Here is a 12,391-nt window from a genome sequence, read left to right as displayed (position 1 = left end):
GGGGGATGTGTTTTGCCTGACATTAAAGTCGAGCCTAAGTCGCTGCGTGCGGCCGCCGGTCACGGCGAGGAGATGTACTCCGGGATGGGCACCGCCATAGGTGATTTGAGTGCACATCACCAGGGCGTGCCGGGGCAGACAGACGGGTCGGATTTCGCCGCGGAGCTGATGAAAGTTCAGCGTGCTTGGCATGACCGGCTTAATGATGTGGGGGCAGAATGCGGGTCGATCGCGGTAGCTCTCAGGCTAACCGCAGACGCATATGAAAAGAACGACACGGAAACCGCTGATTCTTTCAAGCAGAATTCTGTGCGTTCAGCCGTGTCCCGTTCTGCGGCGCCGAGTGCAGCCCGCCACGACAGCCCTTTTGGGTGATGCCCGATGAGCCTGACTTTTCAACAGCTGAATGACCTTCGCTTTTCCGCGCTGGAGAGCGCCAAGGAGGAGTGGGAGAAGACCTCCGCCAGGCTTGCTGGTTACGGCGATCGAGTAGACACCTATATGCGCAGACCCCTGCATGACTGGCAGGGGGGGCGCGGCAGATACGGCTCAATCGCGCATGAAGAGACTCAATGAAAACTTCAGGTTTGCGTCGCAGGAGTGTGCCCTGATTCAGACCACCATAGATGGTGCCGTTACTGAACTTCAGGCGATACAAAAACTACTTCATGCAATGCTCGACAAAATCACCCATGCGGGCTTCAAAGTCACGCCCAACGGGGAGGTGCTCGACCCGCATGAGGGGGACGCACCCGACGGCGATCCCGATCCGGAGGCCCAGAAAAGGGAAAACGAAAGGATGGTCCGCCAGCAGGAGATATTCGACGCCCTGCGAGCGGCCATGGAAGTGGACGACCGGTACTGCTTGGCTCTCTCGCAGCTATCGGTCGACCGTGGGCTGAAAGTCGGCGGCCTGGAGTCGCAGAGAGACGCGTCCTTGATTTCCAAGATCGCGGCTCGTGGGATCGGGTTGGACGGCGCCAAGGCTCCGGCGAAGGGCACAGACCCCAAGAAGGTCCATGATTGGTGGAATGGGCTGAGCAAGGAGGAGCGGGAGGAACAGCTGGCGCTGAATCCCAGTGTCATCGGTAATCTTGACGGGATTCCTGCAAAGGATCGCGACAAGGCAAATCGCGTTAACCTCGATCGGTTGATCGCTATGTACCCCGAGCCCGTGCCGGACGGTGTGGAGGAGCGGCACAACGGTTTTAAGGCGATCAGGGTCCGGCTGGTCACGGATGCCGGAAAGAAGCCCGAACCTCTTCTGCTTGGCATCGGGCCCGAGGGGCAAGGGCGGGCCATCCTGTCGTACGGGGACCCCGACACGGCGGACAATGTTGCTGCCTATGTGCCTGGTCTGAATACCACGCTCTCAGATGTGGGGGGACAAGACGGGGACCGCGCCTGGAACGTGGGGCAGGCTGCACAGGACGGAAAGCATAAGACGGCATCGATCGTCTGGCTTGGATACGATGCGCCACAAACGGGCTCGTTTGGTCCTAGCGACGGTGAGGTTGCAGACGAAGAGCGAGGCAGGCGGGGTGGGAAGGACTTCGGGAAGTTTCTGGACGGCATACAAGCGACTCACCAGGGGGACCGGCCACATGTGACCGCGATCGGCCACAGTTATGGGTCGTTTACGCTGGGCCAGGCGGCTCAGCGTGAGGGTGGAATCCCAGCGGACGACATCATCCTAGTAGGCAGTCCAGGCACAGGTGCGCAGAAAGCAGAGGAGCTTGGTGTCGGCGCAGACCATGTATGGACGGGAGCAGCGGAAAGCGATCCGGTTACTCATGCGCCTTCCAAAAATGAAGCCGTTGGGGAGGCCATTGGAGGGCCAATTGTTGGCGGCATAACTCACTTCGCGGATCCGCATCAACTGTGGTTCGGAAGGGATCCGGCGAGTGAGGAATTTGGTGGTCATCGGTTCGCTGTTGATGACGGCGTACCTTGGAATTCGCACTCCGATTACTTTCGCGAGGGTAGTCCATCTCTGAATAATATGGGCAGGATTGTGTGTGGTCAGCCGGAAAAGGTTGTTTCCCAGGGGGAGCGTTGAGCGTGAAGAGTCGCCGGGTGATCCTTGTGGGCATCGCTGTTTCCGCCTTTGTGGCATCTGGTTTTCTTGCTGGCTGCTCCGCGCCGTCCATGGAGGTGGACGAGGCGGTCAAGAAGATCGACGCTGCTCTGGACGATACCTTCGCCGCGGTGCGCCCCGCCCTCAAATGGCGCGACGGGCCGGCTCGCATGTCGCAACACAGGAACTCGTTCACAAATGAAGAGGACGGAGAAATTACTGTTAGTAGGGATCGCTATGTGTGGACCAAGATATCGAAGTCGAAGACTATAGTGCTCGCCAAGGCCGTGGAAAAGCACTGGAAGGCGAAGGGGTATGACCCTGAGTTCGTGAGTCGTAAGGGGTCATTCGTTGAATATGAAACACCCGAAGGTATTTCGGTCACGTTCGAGGTGCGTGGCGATGTAGTGCTCATTGTGGCCGCAATTGCCGACACCAAGTACCCGGGCCACAGTGGCAACATCGACGACGGCGATTTCCCCAACGGCCTAGGTGACATCGGCCCCGTACCGAACGTCCGCGACCCCTACTGGTCCAAGTAACAAGCGCCTTGGCGGCCCCTGCGCCCAAAGAAGGGCAGGGGCCGCGGCCCATCCCTACCCCTCCGGATACCTCCGAGGCGTCCACACCACATCCGCATCCGTTCCGTCATCCCGCCGTGCCACCTGCGTCTGCGACGAGCCGACCAGGAGGAGGGTGCGCATATCGACCTGGGCGGGGTCCAGGTCGGAGAGGCGGACGGTGCGGACGGATTCCTCGGGGCCGCCCACGTCGCGGGCCAGGATGACCGGGGTGTCGGGGGCGCGGTGTTCCAGGAGGAGTTCGCGGGCCTTGGCGACCTGCCAGGTGCGGGAGCGGGAGCCGGGGTTGTAGAGGGCCAGGGCCAGGTCGGCGCCGGCGGCGGCGCGCAGGCGGTCGGCGATGACTTCCCAGGGCTTGAGGCGGTCGGAGAGGGAGATGACCGCGTAGTCGTGGCCGAGGGGCGCGCCGGCGCGGGCCGCGGCGGCGTTGGCGGCGGTGACGCCGGGCAGGACGCGTACCGGCACGGAGCGGTACGGGTCCTGCGAGGCCACCTCCAGGACCGCCGTCGCCATGGCGAAGATGCCGGGGTCGCCGCCGGAGACCACGGCCACCCGGCGGCCGCGGCGGGCCAGATCGAGGGCGAGTTCGGCGCGTTCGGACTCGACCTTGTTGTCGGAGCCGTGCCGTCGCTGGCCGGGGCGTACCGGGACCCGGTCGAGGTAGGTGGTGTAGCCGACCAGGTCGTCGGCGGAGGCGAGGGCGCCGCGGGACTCCGGGGTGAGCCAGAGCGGGCCGGCCGGGCCGGTGCCGACCACCACGACCTCACCCGTCGCAGCATCGGCCGGCGCCGGCGGATTGGCGATGCGGCTGGGGACGACGGCGACGGAGAAGTAGGGGACGGTGTCGGAGGCGATGTCGGCGAGGGCGTCGGTGCGTTCGCCGGACATGGTGGCGCGTTCGACGTAGCGCGCCTCGGGCAGACGGCCGGAGCGTTCCATGGCGCGGCGCACGGTGGGGAAGGTGCGGCCCAGCTTCATGACGACGGCGGCGTCGGTGGCGGCCAGACGGGCCGTCAGTTCCTCCTCGGGGAGTGTGCCGGGGAGGATCGTCAGGACCTCGTCGGCCTCGGCGAGGGGGGTGCCCAGGCGGGCCGCGGCGGCGCTGATGGAGGTCACGCCGGGGATGACCTCGGTCTCGTAGCGCTCGGCCAGTCGCTTGTGCATGTGCTGGTAGGAGCCGTAGAAGAGCGGATCGCCCTCGGAGATGACGGCGACGGTGCGGCCGGCGTCGAGGTGGGCGGCGAGACGGGCCGCGGCGGCCTCGTAGAACTCGTCGAGCGCGCCGCGGTAGCCGCCCGGGTGATCGGTCGACTCGGTGGTGACCGGGTAGATCAGCGCCTCTTCGATGTGGTCGGGGCGGATGTGCTCGGCGGCGATGGACCGCGCGATGGACCGTCCGTGCCGGGCGCTGTGATACGCCACCACATCGGCCCGGTCGATGACCTGCACTGCTCGTACGGTCATCAGCGACGGGTCGCCGGGCCCCAGCCCCACGCCGTACAGGCGGCCGGTGGCACGGGCGGTGGCCTGCTGCTCGTGCATGCTCATTCTTCCTCGCTCGCGATGGCGTTGACGGCGGCCGCGGTCATGGCGCTGCCGCCGCGCCGCCCGCGCACCACGATGTGCTCCAGCCGCGACGGGTGGGCGACCAGCGCGTCCTTGGACTCGGCCGCGCCGATGAAGCCGACGGGTATCCCGATGACGGCGGCCGGGCGGGGCGCGCCCTCCTCGATCATCTCCAGGAGGCGGAACAGGGAGGTGGGGGCGTTGCCGATCGCCACCACCGAGCCCTCCAGGCGGTCGCGCCACAGTTCCATGGCGGCGGCGCTGCGGGTGGTGCCCATCCGGGCGGCGAGGTCCGGGACGGACGGGTCGGCGAGGGTGCACACCACGTCGTTGTCCGCGGGCAGCCGCTTACGGGTCACGCCGCTGGCCACCATGTTGGCGTCGCACAGGATCGGTGCCCCGGCACGCAGCGCGGCGCGGGCGTCGGCCACCACGCCCGGCGTGTAGGCGAGATCGCGTACCAGGTCGACCATGCCGCAGGCGTGGATCATCCGGACCGCGACCTGGCTGACGTCGGCGGGCAGGCCGCCGAGGTCCGCCTCGGCGCGGATAGTGGCGAAGGACTGGCGGTAGATCGCGGCGCCGTCCTTCTCGTAGTCGAACACGGTCACGGTCACTGTGCCTTCGGGATCGTGGGGACGGGGGCGGGGACAGGGGTGCGGGGGCGCACGACGGAAGCGCGGTAGCCGTCCCGGGCGTCGGGCCCGGCCAGGACGTCGACCCAGGCGCCGCCCTGTGGATGGCCGCAGCGGCGTTCGCAGCCCGACCAGTGGACGGGGAGAGCGGTGGCGCCCGCGGGAACGGGGGTGGTGCCGGTGGCGATGGCGTGCGCGGCGTCGGCGCGCACATCGGTACGGGACTTGGCGCAGCCGGGCAGCCCGGTGCAGGCCGTGATCCGGTGCCAGGGGGAGTCGGGGTCGGTGATCAGACCCGCCGCTGCCAAGGCGCGCAGGTGGGTTGCGGCGGTCGCGGCCGGGAGCCCGGGCAGGACCACACCGCGCCACGGCGTGAGGCGCAGTTCGCCGGAGCCGTCGTCGGAGGCGACGGCGGTCAGCAGGCGCCACTGGGTGACGGTGAGGCGCCCGAGCGGAGCCAGGACGGAGAGGCTGCGGCGGCCGTCGGGACCTTCGACGATGCCGGGAGCGGATGTTTCACGTGAAACAGGGCCGCATGTTTCACGTGAAACATCCGCCGGGTCCCCGTACGGCTCCACCCCGTGCACCCCGATCCCGGCCGCCTCCAGCGACTTCGCCACCGCATGCGCCGTCAGCGCATGCCCGGCCGGGAGTTCGCGCACCCTCCAGGCGCCGCTGCCGCTCGCCCGCGCCGCCGCGAGGAACGCCTCCGCGGCGGCCAGCGCGGCCCGCGGCGCCTCGGCGCCGGTGATCCGTACCGCCGTCGGATCGTCCCCGACCCGCAGCAGTGCGCCACCCCGGTCCGCGCGGTCCGCGTCCCGCTCTGCGACCAAGGTCACATCGCCGCCCAGCCCGGCCACATCCCCCGTCCCACCGTCCAGGACGAAGAGAAAACGGCCCGAAAGCTCCGTCGCCGAGGTGCTCGCGCACAGCAGCGCATCCAGTTCACGGGCCCACAACCGCACGTCAGACGGGGTGTGAGGGGCGAGTCCGGCGAGCGGGGAGGCGAGGATGTTGCGGATGCGCTCATGGCGTGCGGAGGGCAGCAGACCGGCGTCCCGCAGCAGGCCGCCGAGCGAGGCGCCGCAGTCGTCGGCAAGGCCGCGCAGTTCGACGTTCCCCCGGGACGTCAGGGAGAGACGGCCGTCGCCGAACCTCTCCGCGGCATCGGCCAGCGCGGCTGCCTGATGCGACGTCAAATCCCCGGCGGGCAGCCGCACACGGGCCAGCTTGCCGTCGGCCGCGGAGTGCAGCCGCAGCGCTCCCGGGCAGGCGTCACCGCGGTCCCGTACGGGCGGCTGTGGCCCAGGGGGGCGCGGTGCGGGGGAGGGCGGCATGGCGGCGAGCATACCCACGACGGCGCACCCCGGATCCGGGACTGCCGGGGGCGCACGGGAGCGGCCCGGGAGGCGCCCTCCCCCGCCCGGGGCGGAGCCCTTACTATGCAGGTCGGCGAGTCGGCTGACCCGCCGGACGCCAGCGACGGCGCCGGGCCCCAGGCCCGAGGGAGGAAGCCCGGTGAGAATCCGGCGCGGTCCCGCCACTGTGAACCCGGCGCGTGCCGGGTGAGTCAGGAACTCCCGCCGTCCTTACGACCACCCGGGGCGCGGACACCCCGAGGAAGGCCTGCGCTCGCATGCTGCATTCGTCCGGGGAGACCTCCCCGCAGCCCCGCATCCTGCTGCTGTCGACCTCCGACACCGATCTGCTCAGCGCCCGCGCCGCCACCGGGCCCGTGGCGTACACCCTCGCCAACCCCTCCCGCCTCGACCTCGGTGCGCTGCCTGAGCTTCTGGAGGGCACCGACCTGGTCGTCGTGCGTCTCCTGGGCGGCATCCGCGCCTGGCAGGAGGGCCTGGACCTGCTGCTCGCCGCGGACCAGCACCGTCCGGTGGTCGTCCTGACCGGTGAACAGGCGCCCGACGCCCAGCTCATGGAGCAGTCCACGGTCCCGGTCGGCATTGCGGCCGAGGCGCACGCCTATCTGGCACACGGCGGCCCGGCCAACCTCGGCCAGCTGGCCCGCTTCCTGTCCGACACCGTTCTGCTGACCGGCCACGGCTTCGAGCCCCCGGCCGCCGCGCCCGCCTGGGGCCCCCTGGAGCGCGCGGCCCGCGGCGACGTGACCGGCCCGACCGTCGCCGTGCTCTACTACCGCGCCCACCACATGAGCGGCAACACCGCCTTCGTGGACGCGCTCTGCACGCAGATCGAGGAGGCCGGCGGCCGCCCGCTGCCCCTCTTCGTCGCCTCGCTGCGCGCCCCCGAGCCGGAGCTGATCGAAGCCCTGCGGACCGCCGACGCCATCGTCACCACCGTCCTCGCCGCGGGCGGCACCAAGCCCGCCGAGGCGTCCGCGGGCGGCGACGACGAGTCCTGGGACGCGGGTGCGCTCGCCGCCCTGGACGTGCCCATCCTCCAGGCGCTGTGCCTGACCGGTTCGCGCGCCGCCTGGGAGGAGAACGACGAGGGCCTGTCGCCGCTGGACGCCGCCTCGCAGATCGCCGTCCCCGAGTTCGACGGCCGGCTGATCACCGTCCCGTTCTCCTTCAAGGAGGTCGACGAGGACGGTCTGCCGGTGTACGTCGCCGACCCCGAGCGCGCCGCCCGCGTCGCCGGGATCGCCGTACGCCACGCCCGGCTGCGCCACATCCCCAACGCCGACAAGCGCCTGGCCCTCGTGCTGTCCGCGTACCCGACCAAGCACTCCCGGATCGGCAACGCGGTCGGCCTGGACACCCCGGCCAGTGCCGTCGCCCTCCTGCGCCGTCTTCGTGCCGAGGGCTACGACTTCGGGACGGAAGAGGTCCCCGGCCTCGCGTCCGGCGACGGCGACGAGCTGATCTACGCGCTCATCGAGGCCGGCGGCCACGACCAGGAGTGGCTCACCGAGGAGCAACTGGCCCGCAATCCGGTCCGGATCCCGGCCGCCGACTACACGCGCTGGTACGCCACCCTCCCGCAGGAACTGCGCGATGCGGTCGAGGAGCACTGGGGCCCGCCGCCCGGCGAGATGTTCGTCGACCGCAGCCGCAACCCCGAGGGCGACATCGTGCTGGCCGCGCTGCGCCGCGGCAATCTGCTCATCCTGATCCAGCCGCCGCGCGGCTTCGGCGAGAACCCGATCGCGATCTACCACGACCCCGATCTGCCGCCCTCGCACCACTACTTGGCGGCCTACCGCTGGATCGCCGCGACCGCCGAGGACGGCGGGTTCGGCGCGGACGCCATGGTCCACCTGGGCAAGCACGGCAACCTGGAATGGCTGCCGGGCAAGAACGCCGGACTGTCCGCCGCCTGCGGCCCGGACGCCGCACTCGGCGACCTCCCCCTCATCTACCCGTTCCTGGTCAACGACCCCGGCGAGGGCACCCAGGCCAAGCGCCGCGTGCACGCCACCCTCGTCGACCACCTCGTCCCGCCGATGGCCCGCGCCGAGTCCTACGGCGACATCGCGCGCCTGGAACAGCTGCTGGACGAATACGCCGCGATCTCCTCCATGGACCCGGCCAAACTCCCCGCCATCCGCGCCCAGATCTGGACCCTGATCCAGGCCGCCAAGCTCGACCACGACCTGGGCCTGGAAGACCGCCCCGACGACGACGGTTTCGACGACTTCCTGCTGCACGTCGACGGCTGGCTGTGCGAGGTCAAGGACGCCCAGATCCGCGACGGTCTGCACGTCCTGGGCGGCGCCCCGACCGGCGAAGCCCGCGTCAACCTCGTCCTCGCGATCCTGCGCGCCCGCCAGATCTGGGGCGGCACCTCGGCCCTGCCCGGTCTGCGCGAGGCGCTCGGGCTGGACGAGTCCGCGGCGACCCGTACGACGGCCGATGCGGCGGAGGAGACGGCGCGTTCCCTCGTCCAGGCGATGGAGGACGCCGACTGGGACCCGGCGGCGGTGGCATCGGCGGCCGCCGGATACGGCGACCAGGTCCAGGCCGTCCTCGACTTCGCCGCCCGGCAGGTCGTCCCCCGTCTCTCCTCGACCACCGACGAAATCGACCACGCCGTGCACGCCCTGAACGGCGGCTTCGTCCCGGCCGGCCCCTCCGGCTCGCCGCTGCGCGGCCTGGTCAACGTCCTGCCGACCGGCCGCAACTTCTACTCCGTCGACCCCAAGGCCGTCCCCTCCCGCCTAGCCTGGGAGACCGGCCAGGCGCTGGCCGACTCCCTCCTGGAGCGCTACCGCAGCGACAACGGCGACTGGCCGCAGTCGGTGGGCCTGTCCCTGTGGGGCACCAGCGCGATGCGCACCAGCGGCGACGACGTCGCCGAGGCCCTCGCCCTGCTCGGCATCCGCCCCGTCTGGGACGACGCCTCCCGCCGTGTCACCGGCCTGGAGCCCATGCCGCTCGCCGAACTGGGCCGCCCCCGCATCGATGTCACCCTGCGCATCTCCGGCTTCTTCCGCGACGCCTTCCCGCACGTCATCGGCCTGCTGGACGACGCCGTACGGCTCGCGGCCCAGCTGGACGAGCCCGCCGCCGACAATTTCGTCCGCGCCCACGCGCAGGCCGATCTCGCCGCCCACGGTGACGAACGCCGCGCCACCACCAGGATCTTCGGCTCCCGCCCGGGGACGTACGGCGCGGGTCTGCTCCAGCTGATCGACTCCCGCGACTGGCGCACCGACGCCGACCTCGCCGAGGTCTACACGGTCTGGGGCGGCTACGCCTACGGCCGCGGCCTGGAGGGCCGCCCGGCGCGCGACGAGATGGAGACCGCCTACAAGCGCATCGCCGTCGCTGCCAAGAACACCGACACCCGCGAACACGACATCGCCGACTCGGACGACTACTTCCAGTACCACGGCGGCATGGTGGCCACGGTCAAGGCGCTCAAGGGCAAGGCCCCCGAGGCGTACATCGGCGACTCCACCCGCCCCGAGACCGTCCGCACCCGCTCCCTCGTCGAGGAGACCTCCCGCGTCTTCCGCGCCCGGGTCGTCAACCCCCGCTGGATCGACGCGATGCGCCGCCACGGCTACAAGGGCGCCTTCGAACTGGCCGCCACCGTCGACTACCTCTTCGGCTACGACGCCACCACGGGCGTCGTCGCCGACTGGATGTACGACAAACTCGCCCAGACCTACGTCCTCGACCCCGACAACCGCGCCTTCCTCCAGGACGCCAACCCCTGGGCCCTGCACGGCATCGCCGAACGCCTCCTGGAGGCCGAATCCCGCGGCATGTGGGAGAAGCCGGACGCGGAGACGCTGGCGGCGCTGCGGGACGTCTTCCTGGAGACGGAGGGCGAGCTGGAGGGCGACTCGGAGGACGGGGAGGACTGAGGCGCCGTCGCCCGGCCCGGGTAGCGCCCCCGGTCACGAACCGGCGGGCCACTGCGGGCGCCGGGCGAAGTGGAGCCACACGGCCGCCGCCGCCAGGGCCGCGGCCGTGCCGCCCAGGGTCATCACCGCCGAGGGGGACGTACGGTCCACCACCACGCCACCGGCCAGCGCGCCGAGGGCGATGGTGGCCTGGAAGGACGCGGTGAAGAGGACCGAGGCGGCTTCCGGGGCGTGGGGGGCGGACCGGGTGAACCAGGTCTGGGAGCAGACGGGAACGGCGCCGTAGGCGATGCCCCAGAGGAGGAGCAGGGCGAGCGCGCCGGTCGTGCCGTGGCCGAGTACGGGGAGCAGCACGGTCGCCGTGGCGAGCGCGCAGGCCGCGGCGGCGAACGTGGCGTGCGGATGGCGGGCGAGGGCGGCGCCGCCGAGGAAGTTGCCGAGGATGCCGGCGGCTCCGTAGGCGAGGAGAAAGCCGGTGATGAGGCCCGGGCCGGCATGGGTGACGTGCTGGAGGAAGGGCGTCACATAGGTGTAGGCGCCGAAGTGGGCCAGGACGATCAGGAACGTCAGCAGCAGGGTGAACCGCGTGTGGACGCCTCGGACCATGGCGCGCAGCACGCCGAGGCGGGTGATGCGGACGGCGGGGAGCGCGGGGAGCAGGAGCATCAGCATGACGAGCACGGCCGTTGTGAGGACGGCCATGGCGAGGAATGCCGCGCGCCAGCCTGCCCGGTCGCCGAGGAAGGTGCCGGCCGGGACGCCGAGGACGGAGCCCAGGGGGACGGCGGAGAAGATCACCGCCGTGGCGCGGGGGACCGCTCCGGGACGTACGAGGCGGTCGGCCAGGCCGGCGGCGATGGACCAGTAGCCGCCTATGGTGACGCCGACCAGGACGCGGGAGGCTAGGACGAGCCAGTAGGCGGGGGCGGCCGCGGCGAGGACGTCGGCCAGGGCCAGCAGCAGGGTGAGGGCGCACAGCATCGACCGGCGGTCGATGCGGGCGGTGGCCACGGTGACGGCGGGGGCGGCCACGGCGGCCAGGATGCCCGGGAGGGTCATCATCAGGCCGGCCGTACCGTCCGAGACGCGGAAGTCGGCGCCGATGGCGGTCAGGAGGCCGATCGGCAGGATCTCGGTGGTGACGATGGAGAAGATGCCGAGGGTGACGGCGGTGACGGCGAGCCAGCTGAGGAGCGGGGAGCGGGGGAGCGCCGGGGGGACGGGAGCGAGCCGGGCGACGGTGGTGGAGGCATGCGGCATGGGGGTGTCCTGGTGAGCGGGGTGACGGGGGAAGCGGTGCTCACCAGTTCAGCAGGGGCGTCGGCCGGGGTCTGGCAGGTTTGCGACCCGGCAGTGGGGGCCGCGGGGACGTGGGGCCGTAGGCGCCGGCGGTGGTCTCGGCGGCGGTCACGGTGGGGATGCAACCCCTCGCCGGAGTTCGGTGTTATGAACAGTGAAGGGGTCGGTGAGGGGCGGTGGCGGGCACCGAGTGCGGTGGGTGCGCGGCGGTGCGACGATTTTTGGGGGGAGTGTTGATGACGGGGTGAGCAGAGGCGGTGCTCGGGGGCGTACGAGGAGGCTTCCGGTGACTGAGAAGAAGATGTGGGACGCGGAGATCAGCATCACCGAATCAGGCGACGAGGCCAGGGCCGAGGCCAGGCTGCGTGGCAAGGAAGGCGGGCAGATGGTCGGCCAGGGGACGGCGCGGCGGAATCCGGCGGACGAGAACGTCCCGGCGATCGGGGACGAACTGGCGGCGGCGCGGGCGCTGTCGGACCTGAGCCATCAGCTGTTGCAGCGGGCCGCGCATGACATCGAGGTCCATACCGCCAAGCCGGTGGAGCGGCTGCATCCGTGAGGCCGGTGTGAGGCCAGTGGCCCGGCGGTGCAGGGAGTAGGAGTAGGGAGCTTCTGCTGGGCAGCATGTGACGTTGTGGCATGGCGTGCCATGGCGGGCATAGGTTGGCCTGCATGCCCTCTTCTCCGCACGGCGCCGTGATGGCGGCGCTCACGCTGGTCCTCGTGGTGGTCGCGGTCCTGAATACGCTCACCGGCGGTTTCGCGCACAACGCGGTCAACGTGGTGCTGTGGGTGCCGCTCGGGCTGCTGGGCACGCTGGCCTCGCGGCGGCCGCTCGCCGTGACGCTCGCGGGCTCGGGGACGTGGGCGCTGGTCGAGCTGTTGCAGACGCTCGATCCCGTACGGTCCTGCCAGCCGGTCGACTGGGCGAACAACACGG

At 70.5% G+C, this 12,391-nt stretch carries 8 protein-coding genes and 1 riboswitch; of the genes, 4 read left to right on the top strand and 4 right to left on the bottom strand.

Annotation, left to right across the window (positions count from 1 at the left end; genetic code table 11):
- Window positions 1-559 precede the first annotated feature (559 nt).
- Together B1H19_RS20680 and B1H19_RS20675 are read left to right on the top strand one after the other, a co-directional pair.
- Window positions 560-2,059: an alpha/beta hydrolase gene (locus B1H19_RS20680; RefSeq protein ID WP_159028101.1), complete on the top strand. Its 1,500-nt coding sequence runs from the start codon at window positions 560-562 to the stop codon at window positions 2,057-2,059.
- A gap of 17 nt (window positions 2,060-2,076) precedes the next feature.
- Window positions 2,077-2,619, top strand: coding sequence for a hypothetical protein (locus B1H19_RS20675; RefSeq protein WP_159028100.1), 543 nt, complete (start codon window positions 2,077-2,079; stop codon window positions 2,617-2,619).
- A 54-nt stretch (window positions 2,620-2,673) separates the two neighbouring features.
- Here B1H19_RS20675 and B1H19_RS20670 read toward each other — a convergent pair whose 3' ends face one another.
- From B1H19_RS20670 to cobG, 3 genes are read right to left on the bottom strand one after another with little or no spacing between them, the layout of a single operon-like run.
- Window positions 2,674-4,206: a precorrin-2 C(20)-methyltransferase gene (locus tag B1H19_RS20670; protein WP_203237191.1), complete on the bottom strand. Its 1,533-nt coding sequence runs from the start codon at window positions 4,204-4,206 to the stop codon at window positions 2,674-2,676.
- Window positions 4,203-4,835: a precorrin-8X methylmutase gene (locus B1H19_RS20665; RefSeq protein WP_083109768.1), complete on the bottom strand. Its 633-nt coding sequence runs from the start codon at window positions 4,833-4,835 to the stop codon at window positions 4,203-4,205. Before B1H19_RS20665 ends, B1H19_RS20670 begins: the two co-directional genes overlap by 4 nt.
- A gap of 2 nt (window positions 4,836-4,837) precedes the next feature.
- Window positions 4,838-6,196, bottom strand: a complete 1,359-nt coding sequence (cobG, locus tag B1H19_RS20660) for a precorrin-3B synthase (RefSeq protein WP_237289421.1) — start codon at window positions 6,194-6,196, stop codon at window positions 4,838-4,840.
- Between the two features lie 170 nt (window positions 6,197-6,366).
- Window positions 6,367-6,439: riboswitch (cobalamin riboswitch) on the top strand.
- Window positions 6,440-6,495: 56 nt separating this feature from the next.
- On the opposite strand from cobG, the gene cobN reads away from it, so the two are divergent.
- The gene (gene cobN / locus B1H19_RS20655; protein WP_083106115.1) at window positions 6,496-10,152 is read left to right on the top strand and encodes a cobaltochelatase subunit CobN; all 3,657 of its coding nucleotides are present in this window, start codon (window positions 6,496-6,498) and stop codon (window positions 10,150-10,152) included.
- Window positions 10,153-10,185: 33 nt separating this feature from the next.
- Here the strand turns inward: cobN and B1H19_RS20650 are convergent, their stop codons facing one another.
- The gene (locus tag B1H19_RS20650) at window positions 10,186-11,412 is read right to left on the bottom strand and encodes an MFS transporter (RefSeq protein ID WP_083106114.1); all 1,227 of its coding nucleotides are present in this window, start codon (window positions 11,410-11,412) and stop codon (window positions 10,186-10,188) included.
- Between the two features lie 325 nt (window positions 11,413-11,737).
- Between B1H19_RS20650 and B1H19_RS20645 the strand changes: the two genes are divergently transcribed.
- Window positions 11,738-12,010 (top strand): DUF1876 domain-containing protein, encoded by a 273-nt coding sequence (locus B1H19_RS20645; protein ID WP_237289419.1) that lies wholly within the window; start codon window positions 11,738-11,740, stop codon window positions 12,008-12,010.
- Window positions 12,011-12,391 lie beyond the last annotated feature (381 nt).

Source organism: Streptomyces gilvosporeus (assembly GCF_002082195.1).
In the GTDB taxonomy this organism is placed as follows: domain Bacteria; phylum Actinomycetota; class Actinomycetes; order Streptomycetales; family Streptomycetaceae; genus Streptomyces; species Streptomyces gilvosporeus.
The sequence above is the reverse complement of the archived record's forward strand: the minus strand, read 5'-3'. Positions and strand labels throughout refer to the sequence as shown.

Excerpts from the sequence above, each read along its gene's own strand:
- B1H19_RS20670 (WP_203237191.1), bottom strand. The coding sequence starts at position 4,206 with ATGAGCATGCACGAGCAGCAGGCCACCGCCCGTGCCACCGGCCGCCTG.
- cobG (WP_237289421.1), bottom strand. The coding sequence starts at position 6,196 with ATGCCGCCCTCCCCCGCACCGCGCCCCCCTGGGCCACAGCCGCCCGTA.
- B1H19_RS20680 (WP_159028101.1), top strand. The coding sequence starts at position 560 with ATGAAGAGACTCAATGAAAACTTCAGGTTTGCGTCGCAGGAGTGTGCC.
- B1H19_RS20650 (WP_083106114.1), bottom strand. The coding sequence starts at position 11,412 with ATGCCGCATGCCTCCACCACCGTCGCCCGGCTCGCTCCCGTCCCCCCG.
- cobN (WP_083106115.1), top strand. The coding sequence starts at position 6,496 with ATGCTGCATTCGTCCGGGGAGACCTCCCCGCAGCCCCGCATCCTGCTG.